The sequence below is a fragment of the Oceanimonas doudoroffii genome (assembly GCF_002242685.1).
Lineage (GTDB): Bacteria > Pseudomonadota > Gammaproteobacteria > Enterobacterales > Aeromonadaceae > Oceanimonas > Oceanimonas doudoroffii.
This window is the reverse complement of the sequence record NZ_NBIM01000001.1, coordinates 1367773-1387476: the sequence shown is the minus strand read 5'-3', so window position 1 is coordinate 1387476 and position 19704 is coordinate 1367773. Positions and strand designations below refer to the sequence as shown.

General features: G+C 58.3%; 12 protein-coding genes. 8 read left to right on the top strand and 4 right to left on the bottom strand.

Going from position 1 to position 19704, the window contains the following annotated elements; genetic code table 11:
• The first annotated feature begins 26 nt into the window (after window positions 1–26).
• Window positions 27–2105, top strand: coding sequence for a BCCT family transporter (locus B6S08_RS06425; RefSeq protein ID WP_094199904.1), 2079 nt, complete (start codon window positions 27–29; stop codon window positions 2103–2105).
• Between the two features lie 168 nt (window positions 2106–2273).
• On the top strand, window positions 2274–3611 hold the full coding sequence (locus B6S08_RS06420; protein ID WP_094199903.1) for an MFS transporter: 1338 nt from the start codon (window positions 2274–2276) through the stop codon (window positions 3609–3611).
• Window positions 3612–3621: 10 nt separating this feature from the next.
• Here B6S08_RS06420 and gcvA read toward each other — a convergent pair whose 3' ends face one another.
• From gcvA to B6S08_RS06400, 4 genes are all read right to left on the bottom strand, one after another.
• On the bottom strand, window positions 3622–4545 hold the full coding sequence (gene gcvA, locus B6S08_RS06415) for a transcriptional regulator GcvA (protein ID WP_094199902.1): 924 nt from the start codon (window positions 4543–4545) through the stop codon (window positions 3622–3624).
• 190 nt (window positions 4546–4735) lie between these two features.
• Entirely contained in the window at window positions 4736–6232 is a 1497-nt protein-coding gene (locus B6S08_RS06410; RefSeq protein ID WP_094199901.1) for a CoA-acylating methylmalonate-semialdehyde dehydrogenase, read from the bottom strand.
• A 58-nt stretch (window positions 6233–6290) separates the two neighbouring features.
• Window positions 6291–7448, bottom strand: a complete 1158-nt coding sequence (locus tag B6S08_RS06405) for an iron-containing alcohol dehydrogenase (RefSeq protein ID WP_094199900.1) — start codon at window positions 7446–7448, stop codon at window positions 6291–6293.
• A 94-nt stretch (window positions 7449–7542) separates the two neighbouring features.
• Window positions 7543–9105 (bottom strand): BCCT family transporter, encoded by a 1563-nt coding sequence (locus B6S08_RS06400; protein WP_211284161.1) that lies wholly within the window; start codon window positions 9103–9105, stop codon window positions 7543–7545.
• Window positions 9106–9655: 550 nt separating this feature from the next.
• Here B6S08_RS06400 and B6S08_RS06395 point away from each other — a divergent pair.
• From B6S08_RS06395 to B6S08_RS06370, 6 genes are all read left to right on the top strand, one after another.
• On the top strand, window positions 9656–12169 hold the full coding sequence (locus tag B6S08_RS06395) for a CoA transferase (protein ID WP_094199898.1): 2514 nt from the start codon (window positions 9656–9658) through the stop codon (window positions 12167–12169).
• A 329-nt stretch (window positions 12170–12498) separates the two neighbouring features.
• On the top strand, window positions 12499–13593 hold the full coding sequence (locus B6S08_RS06390; protein ID WP_094199897.1) for an aromatic ring-hydroxylating oxygenase subunit alpha: 1095 nt from the start codon (window positions 12499–12501) through the stop codon (window positions 13591–13593).
• Window positions 13586–15052, top strand: a complete 1467-nt coding sequence (locus B6S08_RS06385; protein ID WP_094199896.1) for an aldehyde dehydrogenase family protein — start codon at window positions 13586–13588, stop codon at window positions 15050–15052. Before B6S08_RS06390 ends, B6S08_RS06385 begins: the two co-directional genes overlap by 8 nt.
• A gap of 263 nt (window positions 15053–15315) precedes the next feature.
• On the top strand, window positions 15316–16953 hold the full coding sequence (locus B6S08_RS06380) for a BCCT family transporter (protein WP_094199895.1): 1638 nt from the start codon (window positions 15316–15318) through the stop codon (window positions 16951–16953).
• A gap of 64 nt (window positions 16954–17017) precedes the next feature.
• Window positions 17018–18889 carry a DUF294 nucleotidyltransferase-like domain-containing protein gene (locus B6S08_RS06375; protein ID WP_094199894.1) on the top strand — a complete coding sequence of 624 codons (1872 nt, stop codon included), beginning with the start codon at window positions 17018–17020 and terminating at the stop codon, window positions 18887–18889.
• Between the two features lie 7 nt (window positions 18890–18896).
• Window positions 18897–19628: a 3'-5' exonuclease gene (locus tag B6S08_RS06370; RefSeq protein WP_094199893.1), complete on the top strand. Its 732-nt coding sequence runs from the start codon at window positions 18897–18899 to the stop codon at window positions 19626–19628.
• Window positions 19629–19704 lie beyond the last annotated feature (76 nt).

Here is a 19704-nt window from a genome sequence, read left to right as displayed (position 1 = left end):
TCGGACTCACTACAGTCGAGCTTTATATGCAAAGTAACAGTAAAGAGTTTCAGCCCGGATTAAACGCCGTGGTATTTTACGGCTCCGCCGTGATTGCCAGCCTGATCGTGTTTTTCTCATTGTTCTGGCCGAATGTGGCCAGTCAAACCTTTAATGCGGTCCAAAAGGGAATAACGGACTTTGGCAGTTGGTATTACATACTGATGGGGGGCTTTATTTTCCTCATCTGTATCTACCTTGCCTTGTCACGCTATGGGGATATCAAGCTGGGGCCGGATCATGCCAAGCCCGAATACAGCCGCCCCACCTGGTTTGCCATGTTGTTTTCGGCGGGCCTGGGAATTGCCCTGGTCTTCTATGGGGTGGCGGAGCCGGTAATGCACTTTCTGAATCCGCCGGTCATGGAGGGTGGCACGCGGGAAGCCGCCAAAGAGGCACTGAATATCACCATTTTTCATTGGGGATTTCACGCCTGGGCCATCTATGTGATCATCGCGCTGATCCTGTCGGTTTATTGCTATCGGCACGGGCTGCCCCTTATGGTTCGCTCCGTGCTGTATCCGTTGATCGGGGAACGAATTTATGGCCGCATTGGCGATGTTGTCGATATTTTTGCCATCTGCGGCACCCTGTTTGGGGTGGCGACCTCCATGGGATTTGGTGCCATTCAAATCAATGCCGGCATCAATCATCTGGTGCCGGCAATACCGGCCTCGCTGACCGTGCAGTCGGTATTGATCATGCTGGTGACCCTGCTGGCTACCCTATCGGTCGTGTCCGGCCTGAACAAAGGCATAAAAATTCTTTCCAACATCAATATGACGATTGCCGTGATATTGATGCTTTTTGTGCTGTTTGCCGGCAACACGGTGCCGGTGATGAATATGTTTGTGCAGAATCTGGGCGAGTATTTCAACAGCCTGATGGGCAAGACCTTTAACCTCTATGCCTACGAAGAAACCAGCTGGATTGGCGGCTGGACCGTATTCTACTGGGCCTGGTGGTTTGCCTGGTGTCCCTTTGTGGGCATGTTTATCGCCAGAATTTCCCGCGGACGCACCATTCGAGAGTTTGTGCTGGGGGTGCTGCTGGTTCCCACCTGTTTTGTTGCGCTGTGGATGTCCATTTTTGGCAATAACGCCATCAGCCTGATCCTGGACAGTGGCCTGACCCAGCTGGGGCAACAGGTGACCAATGATGTGTCCGTCGCCCTGTTTGTCTTCCTGGAGCAGCTGCCGTTCAGCACCCTGACCCAGTCGATTGCCGTCTGCCTTATCGTGATCTTTTTTGTCACCTCGGCGGATTCGGGTTCGCTGGTGATTAACATCCTCAGCTGTAATGGTGCCGACAATCCGCCTAACTGGATGCGGGTGTTCTGGACGTCAACCATAGGTGTTGTTGCCTTTGTGCTGCTTTATGCCGGCGGCCTCAGTGCCTTGCAAACCATGACGATAGTGTCCGCACTGCCGGTCAGCATTATTCTGATGTTTGCCATCTACGGCCTGTTCAAGGTGCTGATTGTGGATTATCACAAGCAGGAAGCGTTCTCCTTTACCGCCTACCTGCCCCAGGGGCACGCGCCTAACTGGCGTACCCAACTGCAGAATATGACTACCTTTCCCAATGCCAAAGAGGCCGAGGGTTACCTGAATGGTACTGTGACCAGCGCACTGAACATGGTCGTCGAGGAGATCAATGCCTACTCGGCCGATCGTGAGCTGCAGGCATCGGTTGAGGGCCGGGACGGCTTTGCCAGGATCGTTATTCGCAACGGCAGCGATTATGACTTCCGCTATGAAGTTCACCTGGTCGAGCACGCCACGCCGGTGGCGATGGAAGGCGCGTCAGCCAGCACCTATTACCGGGCAGAGGTGCACCTGGCCGAAGGTGGCAAGGGCTACAGCATCATGGGCTGGAGCCAGGACAGCGTGATTGCCGACGTGCTGAGTCAGTTTCAGAAGCACATGCATTTCCTGCATAACATCAGTGAAGCTGGGCACCGGGCTCACACCAGTCATGCCGGTCGTCAGGCCACGGTTGCGGCGGTTTCCGACGACATCAAAACCCGGATTCTGGAACAAGGTAAACCTGTAGTTAACATGTAACGTTAACTGTGGTAAATAATCCCATGGGCCTTGCCATCAGGCAAGGCCCATGCTTTTGGGAGTAAGCAGGGCGCCGGGAGTGTGCTGATTATTGTCCCGCAGATTCTATATGTCGCATTAGCAAGGGTTAATGCGGTTATGTGTGAATGACGACGACATGGACGTTTGATGCAAATGAGGTTGATCTTTATTTCCCTGCTGGCACTGTTTGCCAGCCTTGTCCTCCTGCTCGTGGGTAATGCCTTTCTCGTTACCCTGCTTGGCCTTCGCTTCAGTGCCCTGGGGGCGAGCTCCTCCAGTATCGGCCTGGTCATGGTGTGCTATTCGGCGGGGTTCGTGATTGGCTCTTGCTATGCCGAGAAGGTTATCAAGCGGGTAGGGCATATCAGGGCCTTTTCCGTCTTTGCATCTTTGGCGGCCATGTCGGCATTGCTCTATTCGGTATCAGACAGCCTGTTGCTCTGGGGCGGACTCAGGGTGGTGGGTGGGCTGTCGATAGCCTCCCTCTATATTGTGATTGAAAGCTGGTTTAGTGCGGTGGCATCCAATGCCAATCGCGCCAAGATTTTTTCACTCTATCAGGTCGCGGTGTACTGTTCCTCGGCCGCCGGGCAGCTGCTGCTGGGCCTTGGCGAGCCTGCAGACAACCTGCTGCTGTCGGTGTCTGCCATTTTGATCATGGCCGCCATTATTCCGTTGTCTCTGTCGAGAATGCACTCACCGGAACTGGTTGAGGTGCAAAGCAAAATGTCTTTGTGGGCGCTATTCCATACCGCACCGCTGGGCATGGTGGCCTCTTTTATCGTGGGGATTTTTCTGGGCACCTTCTTTGGCCTGGTGCCCCTGTTCGCCAGCTTGTCCGGGCTTGGCAATGACGAGATTGCCCTATACATGTTTGGCGCCATCCTGGCCGCCATGCTGACGGCCTGGCCGGTTGGCTGGATTTGCGATCGGCTGCAGCGAAGTTATGTGTTGCTGATCGTCACCCTGCTGACGGTGGTGGCTTGCCTTGCCAACGCCTTCCTGGCGAATGAAAGCTTCCTCTTGAGGTTGGCGGCCATCTGCGTGTGCATGGGACTGGGCTCAACCATTTATCCCATCGCGGTGGCGATTACCCATGACATAGTGGACCGATCCCAGGTGATTACCGCCAGCTCGGGGCTGATGCTGAGCTATGCATTTGGCAGCGTGTTGGGGCCTTTCTTTGTCTCCTTGCTGATGGAGTCGTACGGTCCCGAAGCCTTGTTTCATACCCTGTCCCTGACCCTGGTGTTCATGGCGGTGTATACCCTGTATCGCCAGTACCGTCAGCCACCCATTCCCCTGGAAGGACAGGAGCACTTCGTGTCCACCAGTCCGGACGTTCATGTTATCTCGGATATTGACCCTCGAAACGATGACTTTTGTGAAACGCCCATCGAAAACATCTTCAGGGATCATGAGCCGCAAGAACCGCACCAGGAGCCGAAGGCGGGGGAATGTCTGAGCAAGGGCAATGAAGGTTAGCGTGAACCCGTCAAGCCGGGGTGGCGGTGGGCGACGGGTGCTCCCGTTCATGGTCTGCGGCTTCTTCCAGTATCCATGAGCGGAAGATCTCGGCATGGGGGTGAATATACTGATCCATGGGGTAAACCAGGTGAAAGGCCTCCGAGGTTTTTACCTTTTGGCTGAAGGGAGCAATCAGCCGGCCACTGGCTATCATGCCTTCCACCAGCGAGCTTCTGCCCAGGGCAAATCCCAGCCCCTGGGCGGCCATTTCCATGGCCGAAATCAGGGTGTCGAACTGCAGCCCGTTGGGAGTGTCCACGTGGCCATGGCCGGTCTGATTCAGCCAGTAGCCCCAGCCTTCTTCATAACCGATAACATGCAGTAGCGGGTAGCGCGCCAGCGCCTCAAGGGACGCCAGGGACGAGGCTCCCTCCACCAGGCTCGGGCTGCAGACCGGAAACAATTCGTCTTGCGTCAGCCGGTCAGACGTCAGGCCGGGCCAGGTGCCTTTTCCATAGCGGATTTCCATGTCCGCTTCCTTGTCCGTTTCCCCTACCCAGATGTTACTGGTGAAGCGCAGTCCTATCTCGGGGTGGCGCGCCCTGAAGCGGGCAAGGCGAGGTGCCAGCCAGGAGGTCAGAAACACCAGATTCACCCTGAGCGTTAGCTGATGGGTGCGGCCCTGGCCAAAAATTTCATCGGTGGCCACGGAAAGCCGTTGAATGGCCTCATGAATGGCCGGTAAATAGGCCAGTCCGGCATCCGTCAGCTCCAGGCCTCGGGGCAGGCGTTTAAACAGGGAGGTACCCAGTTGGGACTCCAGGCCCTTGACCTGCTGACTGACCGCGGCCTGGGTCAGATTCAGTTCACTGGCGGCATGGGTGAAACTCAGGTGGCGGGCGGCGGCTTCAAAGGAGCGAAGCCAGTTGAGTGGCGGAAGCCGTTTCTTCATGGTGTCTTTCCCTGACCAGGCTTCATTTAAAGCCATTATGGTGTGCCAAGCGACCTTGCTTTTGGCGGCGCCGCTCATGTGTCATCGGCGCCGGCCTTCCTATCCTCGGGGCGATAACCGTAAAAATAAAGAGCCGCATGTCCCAAAGGAGATGCGGCTCAAATTGTTTGGTTAATCCCGTTGCAAGGCGTTACTTCATGGTCGGCATGGAGAACTCGGCCCCTTCACGTACGCCTGCGGACGGCCAGCGCTGAGTGACCGTTTTGCGTTTGGTATAAAAGCGAACGGCATCGGGACCATAGGCATGCAAATCACCGAACAGGGAGCGCTTCCAGCCGCCAAAGCTGTGATAGGCCACCGGTACCGGCAGGGGAATATTGATGCCCACCATGCCCACCTGAATGTTATCGGAGAAGTAGCGGGCCGCCTCGCCGTCGCGGGTAAATATGCAGGTGCCATTGCCGTATTCATGGGCATCGATCAAATCCATGGCATCCTGCATGGTGGCGACCCGTACCACCTGCAGTACAGGCCCGAAAATCTCTTCCTGGTAGCTGGTCATCTCGGGGGTGACGTGATCGATCAGGGTGCCGCCCACGAAAAAGCCATTTTCATGGTTGGGCACCTTCGGCTGGCGTCCGTCCACGACGATGGTGGCCCCCTGTTGTTCGGCGCTGTTGATGTAGCCGATCACCTTTTCCTGGTGCTGGCGGGTGATCACCGGCCCGAAGTCATTACCGCTGTCGGTGCTGGGGCCCACCTTGAGCTTTTGCATGGCTTGCGTCATTTTGCTCACCAGCGCGTCTCCGGCGGCATCGCCCACGGCCACCGCTACCGACAAGGCCATACAGCGTTCGCCGGAAGAGCCAAAGGCCGCCCCCAGCAGCTGATTGACCGCGTTGTCCATGTCGGCATCCGGCATCACAATGGCGTGATTCTTGGCGCCACCCAGGGCCTGGCAGCGCTTGCCGTTGGCGCTGGCGGTACGGTAGATGTACTCGGCGATGGGGGTGGATCCGACAAAGCTGACCGCCTTGACCCGGTCGTCGTGCAGCAGGGCGTCGACGGCCTCCTTGTCGCCGTTGACCACGTTCATCACGCCGTCGGGCAGGCCGGCTTCCTGCAGCAGCTGGGCAATATACAGGGTGGATGACGGATCCCGTTCGGACGGCTTGAGCACGAAACAGTTGCCGCACACGATGGCCATGGGAAACATCCACAACGGCACCATCACCGGAAAGTTGAACGGCGTAATGCCCGCCACCACGCCCATGGGCTGAAACTCGCTCCAGGAGTCGATGCCGGGGCCCACATTCCTGCTGTGCTCACCCTTGAGCAGCTCGGGGGCGCCACAGGCGTATTCCACGTTTTCTATGCCCCGCTGCAGCTCACCCATGGCGTCATGGGCAATCTTGCCATGCTCCTCGCCGATCAACCTGCAGATCTCATCGGCGTGCTGCTCCAGCAACTCCTTGAAGCGGAACATGACCCGCGCCCGCTTCAGCGGTGGTGTATTGCGCCAGGTGGGAAAGGCGTGTTGTGCCGCAGAGATGGCCTGCTCTACCGTTTTGGTGGAGGCGAGATCAAGCTGCTTGCCGATCTCCCCGGTGGCGGGATTGAATACGTTCTGGCTGCGTGTGTTTTCGGTGACCAGCTGGCCGTTGATGAGATGTCCTATGGTGGTCATGTCATTTTCCTCGTTGTTATGAATAAGGGGTGGAGTTATTGCCCGGGCGATGTGTCAACTACCAGAGCTGGCGGTAGATCTCGACGATCTCGTCAACGCCCGGCACCCTTGGGTTGTTGTTGGGTGAGCCGGATGCCAGCGCCTGCTCGGCCATGGTGGGCATGAGGTCAAAAAAGGCGTGCTGTGCAATGCCATACTCGGCCAGCGTCGGCACCTGCAGCTCTTCATTCAGGGCGTAGAGTTCCTGCAACAACATGTTGTTGGCATGCTCGTCACTGTCGTTGACGTTGGCCACGCCCATGGCCCGGGCGCACTCGGCATAACGGGCCGGGGCGGCGGGAATTGAGAACCGGGTGACGCTGGGCAGCAGCATGGCATTGGACAGGCCGTGGGGCACATGAAAGGCGGCGCCAATGGGGCGGCTCATGCCATGAACCAGGGCCACCGAGGCATTGGAAAAGGCCACGCCGGCCAGGGTGGAGCCCAGCATCATCGCCTCGCGGGCCGCCTTGTCATTGCCATTGTGATAGGCCCGGCGCAGGTTGGGGCCCAGCAGGCGCATGGCCGACAGCGCCTGGCTGTCGCTGTAGGGGCTGGCCTTTTTGCTGACGTAAGCCTCAATGGCGTGGGTCAAGGCATCAATGCCGGTATCGGCGGTGATCCGCGGCGGCAGGCTCAGGGTCAGGGTGTAATCCACCAGGGCCGCGACCGGCATAAAGCCAATGCCCACGCACAGCATTTTTTCGTCGGTGTCTTCATCGGTGATAATGGTAAAGCGGGTCACTTCCGAGCCGGTGCCGGCGGTGGTGGGCACGGCGATGATCGGCAGTCCGGCTTCAATGACCACCCGGGGGAATTTATAGTCCCGCATGTGGCCACCGTGCTTGCCCAGAATGGAAATGGCCTTGGCGCTGTCGATGGGGCTGCCCCCGCCCAGGGCGATGATGCAATCATAATTGCCCGCCTGCACCTCACTGACCCCGGCCTGAATCGAACCGACGGTGGGCTCGGGCACGGTGTCGGAAAACACATGAGAAGCGATGCCCTGTTGGGACAACGACGCCTGAATGCGGCCGGCATAGCCGAGCTCTACCATCATTTTGTCGGTGATGATCAGGGGCCGGCAACAGCCGAGGCTGTTCAGTACATCGGGAAGCTCATGGCTGGCGCCTTCGCCAACCTGCATGATGCGCGGAAGAATGACCTGTGTTGACATGGAAAACTCCGTTCCTGTTAAACCATGGTTTGCATGATGAGTGTGGATGGTTTTTGGGCACGGGCCACTCGGCCCGCGCTCATTCCCGTAGTGCTCAAACCCCCTTGGGCACTTTTATGGTGTCGGCCTGGAATGCCTGATCCGATGGACGGGCCTGCGTGTCGGTTTCGGCCTTGAGTGCCTTGCACAAGCCATAGATGGCCATGATGATCACGCCCGAAAAGGGCAGGGCGGCCACCACTGAGGCGGTTTGCAGTGCCGTCAGCCCGCCGGCAAACAGCAGCACGGCAGACACGCCACCAATGGCCGCCCCCCAGAACACGCGGTAACGGGCCGGCGGGTGTTCCTGCCCCATTGCTACTAGGGTGCAGATCACCAGCGTGGCCGAGTCTGCAGACGTCACGAAATAGGTGACCAGCATGATGGTGCAGACCACCGCCAGCAGCAGCGTCAGCGCCTGACCCAGCTCCAGAAACTCTATGGTCTTGAACAGGGCCATGGTGATGTCTTCGTTGACGGCGTTCACCACACCACCATTACCGAACAGCTCCATAAAAATGGCGGTGTTGCCAAACATGGTGATCCAGAAGGCGCCGAGCACGGTGGGCGCAATCAACACGCCCAGCACAAATTCCCGAATGGTCCGTCCCCTGGAGATGCGGGCAATGAAAATGCCAACGAAGGGAGACCAGGCAATCCACCAGCCCCAGTAAAACAGGGTCCACCAGCCCTGCCAGGGATCCTCGGGGTTCGGATTAACCCAGAACCCCAATTCCACCGCGTGCACCAGGTAGTCGCCCATGTTGGTAAAAAAGGCGCCCAGCAGATAGGCGGTTGGGCCGAACACAATAAACAGCACCAGGATCAGTACCGTCAGGTGCATATTCAGCTCGCTGAGAATACGAATGCCTTTTTGAACCCCGGTAAGGGCCGACACGGTGGCAATGATTGAAATAATGGCGATCAGTACCGCCTGGTTGGCACTTGATACGTCAATGCCGGTCAGGTACTGCAAGCCCGCGTTGATTTGCTGTGCCCCCAGCCCCAGCGAGGTGGCAATGCCAAATACGGTACCGAAAACGGCCAGCAGATCGGCCAGGTGCCCAATGGGACCATAGATGCGTTCACCAAATACCGGATAAAGGCTGGAGCGGATAGACAGCGGCAGCCCTTTGCGATAGGAGAAATAGGCCAGGATCAGCCCCATCACCGCAAACAATCCCCAGCCATGCAGGCCCCAGTGAAAAATAGAGATACGCATGGCAACCTGGGCCGCGGCGGTCGTCATGTTATCGCTTTTCGCAATAAACGGATTGCCTTGAAAGTGATTAATCGGTTCGGCAATACTCCAGAACAAAATGCCGATACCAATGCCGGCACCAAACAGCATGGCAAACCAGGAAAAGTTGCTGAACTCCGGCCTGTCGCTATCTTTACCGAGCCTTATTTTTCCGTAACGGCTGAAGATGATCCAGATGGAGAAAAACAAGGTGAAGCTGATTAAGCCGATGTAATACCAGGCCAGCTCTTCGGCAATAAAGCCCTTGGCGGTGTTATAAATGGCATTGGCCAGTTCGGGGTTGATGGAGGTAAATAATACCACCGAGAGCACCAACAAGGCCGAGCCCAGCACCATCACGGAATGTTCATGTTCCAATAATCCTTTACCCTTTTCCAAAATGAAGTCCTCTCATTTGTGTTCGCTGAAATTCATGGTTCGCCGTGAATAACAGGGGCGACGTCCATTCATCAAGGCCGGCATATATTCACCGACACTTGCAATCCTGGTGACTCAGCGATTGTTGTTCAGTCGCCGAGCCATGGAAAGCAATAAAAAAAACGTCTCAGACCATAGATAATTTATGGCTTGGTCTTGCCGGCCCCCGTGGCTGCCTCACCATGGTACCGAGTGTTGGGCGCCTCAGTTACTGCTGAAAGCCTTTGCTGGCCTGGGGTTGATGGGATTGCCTCTGTCGCCGGGTTTTGTGGCGATACCCGCAACGACACGGGCTATTAAACACGAGCAATAAATAAAATGAGGGCTCAGGCCTTTTTTTTATTGCTGGTTTTCGGTGTTGCCCCAAATCTAGTATCCCCTTGCCAAGCAGGCATAACTTATTTCAGTTCACCGGTGCCGACTCAGTTGCATTGGCGAGGCCAATGAGCGGTAGGGTTCAAGGCAAGTTGAATCACAAGGATAGATAAACATGAAACAAACTCATTCATTGCCGTTGTCGGGTGTCCGTGTTGTGGATTTTGGTCAGCAGATTGCCGGTCCGGCAGTGGCCATGATACTGGCGGATCTCGGTGCGACCGTGGTGCATATCGACCCGCCCGCCGGCCCGCAATGGGATCATCCGGCCAATGCCATTCTCAATCGCAACAAAAGCTGCCTTCGCCTGGATCTGAAACAAGCTTCCGAATTAACGCGGGCACTGGCATTGATTGAGCAGGCCGACGTGGTTATTGAAAGCTTTCGGCCCGGCGTCATGAAAAGGCTGGGCATCGACTTTGAGCAATTGCGGGCCGCGCGTCCGGAGTTGGTTACCCTGTCGCTGCCGGGATTTGCCAGCAATGATCAACTGCGCCGCGAATGGAAAGCCACCGAGGCCGTGGTGGCCGCCACCTCGGGTGCCTTTACCGACATGGGGTTCAACCGGGTACTTATGGGGCTGAATCCCAGTTTCTCCCCCTTGCCTCTGGGATCGGCCTATGCCACCACCCTGGCCGCCAGCTCGGTGGTCATGGCCCTGCTGGCCCGGGAAAAATCCGGCCGCGGCGATGCCATTGAGGTGCCCATTGCCGCCGCACTGATGGAGGGCCTGTCCTACAACTCCATCGTGATTGAAGGCATGCCCGAGCGCTACAAGACCATGCGGGAAGAGGAGATTGAGCGTCGCCGGGCAGCCAACCGGCCCATGGACGTGAGCTATGAGGATCTGCAGGAATACCTGGATCCCTTTTACCGCACTTACGAGTGTGCCGATGGCCGCATGTTTTATGTGGTATGCCCGTCCCACCGTCATCACGCCAAGCGCTGCCTGAAGGCGCTGGGACTCTATGAGCAGCTGGTCGCCGATGGCTTGCCGGATGTAGAGGACCTGTTCCTGCCCATTGCCGAGTGGAGCGGTGAAACCTCCATCGGTGTCTATCCCCTGCCTAAAAAGTGGGCCGATATTATTTCCGCCCGCATGAAGAATGTCTTTCTGACCAAAACCTCGACCGAGTGGGGGCGTATCTTTGGAGAAGGTCAGATTCCCGGCGCTCCCCACAGAACCACGCAGGAGTGGGTCAATGACGAGCATACCAATGCCGCCGGGTTGATTGTGGAGGTGCAGGATCCGGAGTTCGGATCGATGAAGCAACCCGGCCCCATCGCCTGGCTGGAAGAGTGTGCCGAGCAGATGCTGTCTCCCCGTCCGAGGGCCAATGTCAGCTTTGAGCAGGCGCTCGCCGAGCTGACTTTGGTGGCGCAGCGGGAGGTGATTACCCGTCCTCAGGGTGCGGAGATAGCGCCGGCTCGGCAATCAGGCTGGCTGGATGGCCTGAAGGTGCTGGATCTGACCAACGTGATTGCCGGTCCTCACTCCACCGCCTTTCTCGGACGCTTTGGCGCCGAGGTGATCAAGCTGGACCCGGTGACCCCGTTTTATGATCCGCTGATCGGCACCCTGTTCAGCTTTCAGACCGGCATGGGTAAAAAGAGTGTCCTGGTGGATATCACCACCCCTGAAGGCCGGGAAGTGTTTAACCGGCTGGTGCGTTCCGTGGACATGGTGGTCATCAATGCCCCGGAGCGGCAAATGCGCCCCCTGGGGCTGGATCATGACAGCCTGCAGGCGATCAATCCGGGTGTGCTGTTCTGCCGCCTCGACTGCCTGGGGGGCCCACGGCGCGGCCCCAAGACCGACTATATCGGCTATGACGACATCATTCAGGCCAACAGCGGCATCATGAGCCGCTTTGGGGGGCCGAGCACGCCGGAAGAGCATGCCCACCTGGGCACCCTGGATGTGAACTGTGGTTTTGCCGGCGGCCTGGGCATGGCGGTTGCGCTTTATCACAAGCTGAAAACCGGGGCCGTTTCTCGCGCCAGAACCTCGCTGTCGGCCATCACCAACCTGGCCCAGGTCTCGTTTGCCTTTGACTATCAGGGGCGGGCGCCCTTTGATGAAGCGTCCGGCCGGCAAGCGCTGGGGAATCACCCCTTGTCCCACTTCTACCAGGCCAGTGACGGCTGGGTATACCTGGATGCCGGCTGGAGCGAGCTTGATAAGCTGGCCGCGGTCGAAGGACTGGCAGGCATCGAGAAGGCAACTGACCTTGGCCTGTTTCTCACCGAGGCGTTTCGCGCGGCCAGTGCCGATTACTGGGTCAAGATGCTGCACGAGGCCGATATCGCCGCCGCCAGGCCGCTCAGCATTGAAGAGCTGCGGGAAGCATACAGCCGTCAGGCCGACGGCCGGGTAGGTACCGACAGGGGCAGCTACGCCTTTTCGGTTTACGATAACCACCCCAGCGGCCACAAGGTCACCCAGATCGATCATTACTCGATTCGGCCTGCCGAGGCGCCGTTGGTTGCGCTCACCCCAACCGAGCAGTTTGGCCACTCCACTCGCACCATACTGGCGGGGCTGGGGTACAGCGCAGAGCAGATAGATGACATGCTGGCGGCCCGCATTGCCGGCGAGTTCTGGGGAAGGGAATACCTGCCCAGCTGAGCCGCCAGCGTTCGAGACTCACCGTAAAAACCGTTGTTTATAAAACTGCCAGCCGGGGCTAACCCGGCTGGCAGTTTTTATTGGGTCAAGGCCTTGCTTGAAGGGGGAAGGCACAGGCTTCGTTGCGGCCAGAGCATGTCTTCGAGGCCCTCGCTGTTCGTGTGATGATATTGGTTAATAAAAGTAAATGAACTGTTAGCTAAAAATAAATTTTTTTATTGATGGCGCTGACGTATCTTCGTGATCGTGCATGGATGCAGAAGGGCATGTATGCGGTGAAACCTAGTCAGTAATGACTTAAGTGCTTATTTTTAGGTGAGATATTAGCGATGAGTAATCACGACAGCTTGATCTTTGCTCTCGAGCCCAAGTACTACAACGATCCTGCCATTTATGAAAAAGAAAAGCAGACACTGCTGGCGACTACCTGGCAGTTTGCGGGGCACATATCACAAATTCCTAACAAGGGTGATTACTTTCGCCTGGAGATTGCCGGAGAAAGCCTGTTCTGTGTGCGTGACCGCAAGGGCGACATTCGCACCTTCTACAATGTGTGCCAGCATCGAGGCCACGAGATAGTACAGAACGAGTCGGGCAACACGCGCATGCTGGTATGCCCTTACCACACCTGGGGTTATGATCTCACCGGACAACTGCGCAATGGTCCCAACCTGGACTCGGTCAGGGGGCTGGACAAGGGCAAGATTTGCCTGCCCCAGGTGAGCACTGAAATCTTTTGCGGTTTTATCTTCGTGAACCTGGACCCGAATGCCAAGCCGATGGATGAGGTGTTTCCGGGCGTTCGTGACGAGCTGCGTGAGTACGTGCCCCATATCGACGAACTCAAACCCCTTGAGTTTGTTGAAATCTTTGAAAACTGTAACTGGAAAGTCTCTGTCGAGAACTACTCCGAGTGTTACCACTGCGGGGCCAATCACAAGACCTTTGTCGATGGCGTCATAAAGCCCGAGACTTACAACGTCAAGCATGTGGGCCATACCCTGCAGCATACTACCGAGTGTCAGAACCTTGAGAGAATGACCTATCCGGTTGATCCGACCTCGAATGCCTATGCCACCCGCTACAAGTCCTGGTTCCTGTGGCCCGGCTTTTCGTTCCAGGTTTATCCCGGCAACGTGCTGAACACCTATCACTGGCGGCCGGTTGCCGTTGACAAGGTACTGGTTTATCGCGGCTGGTACACCATAGGTGGGGAAGAGTCGGATGTGATTCGTCAGCTGGCCAAGCAGGATCACGACACTACGGTCGCGGAGGACCTGGTACTGGTTGAGTCGGTACAACGCGGCCTCAACAGCCGAGGTTATCGGGGCGGCCCGCTGGTGGTCGATCCGGAAGAAGGCGTGATGTCAGAGCACTCACTGGTCGCCATTCATAACTGGGTAAGGGAAGCTATCAATGACTGAACAATGGACACTGCCCCGCGAGCACTGGCTTAACTTTGTCGACGGAGCCTGGGTTGACGGTCAGGCAAGCCCGGTACCGGTATCCGATCCCGGTACCGACCAAGTGATTGCCACTCAGGCCTGCGCATCTGCCGAAGACGTGGATCTGGCCGTGCAGGCGGCAAAGCGTTGCCATCAGCAGGGGGAATTCCGGCACATGGTGCCGGTGGAGCGGGGTAGGCTGGTGCAGCGCATGGGTCAGTACCTGCTGGATAACCTCGACGAAATCGCGCAAGTGCTGTGCCTGGATGCAGGCAAACCCTACTGGGAAGCGAAGCTGGAAGTCGAAAGTGCCGCCCGCTATTTCGAATATTACGGTAATCAGGCCGAGACCATGGAGGGACGCTCCATTCCCCTCGGCGGGCAGTATTACGACTTTACCGTATATGAGCCCTATGGCGTGACCGCGCATATTATTCCGTGGAATTACCCCCTGGAGATGACGGCCCGCTCGGTATCGGCGGCATTGGCCACGGGCAATACCTGTGTGGTCAAGACCCCGGAGCTGGATCCGCTGTCGGTGGGCTACCTTGCCCGGGCCGCAGAGCATGTGGGTCTGCCGGCCGGCGCCCTGAATATTTTGTGCGGCTATGGCAAAGAAGCGGGGGCGGCCCTGTCGGCACACCCCGATATCAATCAGCTGGTGTTCACCGGCTCGGTGCCGACCGGCATCGCCATCGCCGAGGCGGCCGCCAGAAACGTGGTGCCCTGCGTGCTGGAGCTGGGCGGCAAATCGGCGGCCCTGGTGTTTGATGACGCGAATATTGACGCCCTGGTAGAAGACGTGCGCTGGGGCATTTTCTTCAATGCCGGTCAGGTCTGCTCCGCCATGTCCCGCCTTATCGTGCATGAGTCGGTCTATGACCAGGTGGTCACTCGGGTAGCCGACATGGCAAGCCGGCTGAGTGTGGGCGAAGGCCGCCGCTTTTCGGAGTTTGGCCCCAACATGGGCGCCATGATCTCCCGGCAGCAGCGCGACAAGGCCGAGGCCATGTGCACGCTTGCCGAGGAGCAGGGAGCCCGCATTGCCGCGGGTGGCCAACGGATCGAGCAGGCCGGATATTTCCTGGCCCCGACCGTGGTGGCCGAGGTCACCCCCGACATGGAAATTGCCCGGGATGAGGTATTTGGTCCCGTGGTGGCGGTATTGAAGTTCAGCACCGAAGAAGAAGCCATTGCCCTTGCCAACGGGACCGATTATGGCCTGGTCGGCGGCGTCTACTCCGCCGATGTGAATCGGGCCATGAGGGTGGCTCGTGACCTGAGGGCCGGGCAGATTTTTGTCAATGAATGGTATGCCGGCGGTGTGGAAACCCCGTTTGGTGGCTATGGCAAGTCCGGGTATGGTCGTGAAAAAGGACGTGAGGCCCTGCTCAACTATGTGCAAACCAAGAACATTGGTATCGCCATCAAGCAGTAAGTTGTATCGGTTTTTACCCTGACTGCCCTATCTGTTGTATTTCCCCTGGCTTGCCTGCAGCCAGGGGTTTTTTTATGGCTTTCTGCCGGCGTGGTGGTCATTCATTCTGGCAAAATAACGAGGTCGAAGCAGCCCGCCGGGGTTGATTTTTACCCTGTTTAATTCCTGCCCGAGTGTGCTTGATGAATCCCATTTGCCTCCCTGCCTGTGCTACCATTTGCAGGTTGAAAACAACATATTCCCTTTATAAAGGAAGTACTTTCATGGCAGAACAGGATAACCACGATGTTATCGCCCCCGAGGGCAAGGCCAATCCCATTGATACGGATTATCAGATAGGGCAGGACAACATTGCCCTGCAGATAGGGCCATTCGGACTCGACATTCACAACCGGGTCTTTCTCATTTCCGGACTGGCCATTGTGGCCTTTGTCTTTCTCACCCTGGCGTTTCAAAATCAGGTGGGTCCCATGTTCAGCAGCCTGCGCGGCTGGCTGACCTCGACCCTGGACTGGTTTTTCCTGAGTGCCGGCAATATCTTTGTGCTGGTGTGCCTGGGACTGATCCTCTCTCCTCTGGGCCGAGTGCGTATTGGTGGCACCCAGGCCACGCCCGACTTCACCTACCTGGGCTGGTTTTCCATGTTGTTTGCCGCCGGCATGGGCATTGGCCTGATGTTCTTTGGCGTTTCCGAGCCGCTCTCCCATTTCAGTACCTCCATGGCCGGCACCACGGTGGAAAACGGCGTGCGTACCGACTGGGCGCCGCTGGGGGCCGCCGCCGGTGACGCCGCCGAGGCCACTCGGCTGGGTATGGCCGCCACCCTGTATCACTGGGCGCTGCACCCCTGGGCCATCTATGCGGTGCTGGCGCTGGGGCTGGCCATTTTCTCCTTTAACAAGGGCCTGCCGCTGACCATGCGCTCTGTGCTCTATCCGCTGCTGGGCGAGCGGGTATGGGGCTGGCCGGGCCATGTGATTGACATTCTGGCGGTGGTGGCCACCCTGTTTGGTCTGGCCACGTCGTTGGGGTATGGCGCTGCTCAGGCCTCTGCCGGGCTGAACTTTTTGTTCGGTATTCCCGATACCACCACCACCCAGGTGGTCCTGGTGATTCTGATCACCGCGGTGGCCCTGGTATCGGTGCTGGCCGGTCTGGATGCCGGGGTGAAACGACTGTCGGAGATCAATATGACACTGGCGGCACTGCTGCTGGTGTTCGTGATCATCGTGGGACCGACCCTGATGATCTTCAGTGGTTTCTTCTCCAACATCGTCTCCTATTTTGAGTATTTTCCGGCGCTGTCCATGCCCTTTGGTCGTGAAGACGCCAATTACTCCCAGGGCTGGACCTCCTTCTACTGGGCCTGGTGGATTTCCTGGTCACCCTTTGTCGGCATGTTTATCGCCCGGGTTTCCCGCGGCCGCAGCGTGCGCGAGTTTTTGGTGGCGGTGCTGCTGGTGCCCACCACCGCCTGCATGCTGTGGTTCAGCGCCTTTGGCGGTACCGCCATTCACCAGCTGGTAAGCGAAGGCTATCAGGCGGTGGCCGACGCCGATCTGCCGTTGCAGCTGTTTGTGATGCTGGAGGATCTGCCGCTGACCGCCATTACCTCCTTTATCGGCATCGTGCTGGTGGTGGTGTTCTTCGTAACCTCATCCGATTCCGGCTCCCTGGTGATCGACACCATCGCCGCCGGCGGCAAGGTCAATGCGCCCAAGCCTCAGCGGGTATTCTGGTGCACCTTTGAGGGCCTGGTGGCCATCGCCCTGATGTTGGGCGGTGGCCTGGCCGGCCTGCAGGCCATGTCGGTGTCTACCGGTTTTCCCTTTACCATAGTGCTGCTGATCTCCTGTGTGGCCCTGATCAAGGGGCTGATGTCGGAGCCGAGGGGCGACTAAGGCGGTTCACTCATTATCAAGGCAGCCTGAGTGCTGCCTTTTTTTCGCTTTGCAGGAGAGAACAATGGAAGCGGAGCAGCTGGAAGTACTGGCCTTTATTCGCCAGTGGTATCCGTTCAAGGAATTGCCGGAGGAAGTGCTGGAGCGCATTGCCACCGAGGTGGAAGTGGCCTACTACCGCGCCGGCACGCGCATTCTTGAATACGGTGACCCGGTGCATGACCTTTATCTGGTGCGCTGCGGCGCGGTGGAGCTTTACCGGCGCAACGGCGAGCTGCACAACCGGCTGAGCGAAGGCAACCTGTTTGGTCAGATGGGATTGTTGATGCACAACAAGAACCGGTTGCCGGCCTCGGCGCTGGAGGACACCCTGATCTATTGCCTGCCGGAGTCGGTATTCAACGAGCTCTATGAACACCACGAGGCGTTTTCCGACTTTGTTGAGGTCGGGGAAAGCACTCGACTGCGCCATGCGGTATCCCGCCACCAGGGGGCCAACGAGCTGATGACCTCCAGTGTGCGCGAGCTGATTTCCCGGGACACCGTGTCCATCGGCCGCTCGGCCAGCGTGTTTGACGCCGCCCGCAAGATGACCGAGGAAGGGGTATCGTCCATTCTGGTGCTCCACGAAGGCGGCGAGGACGACGCCGAGGTGGCCGGCATTATCACCGACCGGGATCTGCGCACTCGCGTGCTGGCGGAAGAGCTGCCGTCGAGCACGCCGGTGGGCGAGGTGATGTCCGCCGAACTGGTGGCCGCCGAAAGCGATCAGTACGTGTTTGAGGCCATGCTCACCATGCTGCGCTACAACCTGCACCACCTGCCGGTGCTGCACCGGGGCAAGCCGGTGGGAGTGGTGGCGCTGTCGGACGTCATGCGTCATGAGTCCCGCAACAGCCTGTTTGTGGTGCGCCATATCTTTCGGGCCCAGGATGCCGATGAGCTGGCCACCATCGCCGATGATGCTCGTGCCTGCTTTGTGCGCATGGTCAATGAAGACGCCAACTCCCACATGATTGGCTCGGCCATGGCGGTGATCGGGCGCAGTTTCAAACAGCGGCTGCTGGAGCTGGCGGAAGAAAAGCTGGGGCCGCCGCCGGTGCCCTACTGTTTTCTGGCGCTGGGCTCCATGGCCCGGGACGAGCAGCTGGTGGTGACCGATCAGGACAACGCCATCATTCTCGATAACGGCTACGATGCCGAAGCCCACAATGCGTATTTCGCCGCCCTGGCCAAGTTTGTGTGCGACGGCCTGGCCGCCTGTGGCTACAGCTATTGCAGTGGTGACATCATGGCCAGCAACCCGGAGTGGCGTAAAACCAGGCGGGAGTGGGAACTGTGCTTTATGGACTGGATCGACAACCCCAGTGCCCGCTCCCTGCTCAACAGCAACATCTTTTTTGACCTCGACGGCGTCTATGGCCACCTGGAATGGGCCGAGCAGCTCAACCGGCTGATCCTGCGCCGGGCAAAGCGCAGCCCGCGCTTTCTGGCCAGCATGGCCCGCAACGCCCTGCTGCGCACGCCGCCACTCGGCTTTTTCAAGGAGTTCGTGATGGAGCAGGACGGCAAACACAACAACTCCATCAACCTCAAGCGCCGGGGCACGGCGCCGCTGGCGGATCTGATACGCGTGCATGCCCTAGCGGTGGGCTCCAAGGCGCGCAATTCCTTTGAGCGGCTCAATGACGTGATTGAGGCCGATATTCTGCCTCGGGGCCGTGGGCCGGATCTGCGTGATGCCATGGAGTTTATTGCCATGGTACGCATTCGCCACCAGGCCATGGACGTGGAGGCGGGCAGGGAGCCCGACAACAATATCGAGCCGGAAAACCTGTCCGACTTCGAGCGGCGCAACCTCAAGGATGCCTTTCAGATCCTGAGCCAGGCCCAGAAGTTTCTGAAATTCCGCTATCAGCCCGGACGGGCGTCCTGAGGACGTTATGGTATATCTGAGACCTTCTTCCCTGACGGAGTCGGCCCATGCTCCCGACTGGCCGGCGCTGTTTGAAGAGCGGGCGCGCACCGCCCGGGACTACCGGCTGCAGCGTTTTTACCGGGCCGGGCTGCCGGCCCCCGATACGCCCCTGGCCGAAGTGCCCTTTGTGGCACTGGACTTTGAAACCACCGGGCTGGACGCCAGAAAGGACGCCATCGTCAGCGTGGGGCTGGTGCCCTTCAGTCTGCAGCGCATTCGCTGCCGCGACGCCGCCCACTGGATCCTCAATCCGCACAAGCCCATGGCGAACGAGACCGTGGCCCTGCATCGCATTACCCATTCCGAGGTAAAGGAAGCGCCGGATCTGCTGCAGGTGCTCGACGATCTGCTGGCCGCTTTGGCGGGCAGGGTGGTGGTGGTGCACTACCGGCGCATCGAACAGGTGTTTTTTGCCACCGCCCTCAAGGCCAGGCTGTATGAAGACATTCGTTTTCCGGTGATCGACACCATGGAGCTGGAAACCCGCTTTCATCCGCGTCGGCTGGGCCTGTGGGCCAGGTTGCGCGGTCACAAGCCGGTGTCCATTCGGCTGGCCGCCAGCCGTGAGCGTTATCACCTGCCTTACTATGCGCCCCACCATGCCCTGAGCGATGCCCTGGCCACCGCCGAGCTGTTGCAGGCCCAGGTGGCCCACCATTACAGCCCGGATACCCCGCTCAGCGAATTATGGCTGTAGATCTTGTGGAGCGCTGGCTGCCCGCCTGCATTGGCCGGCGGCTTCATGTTGTGGTTCGCTTCGCTTATCACAACCT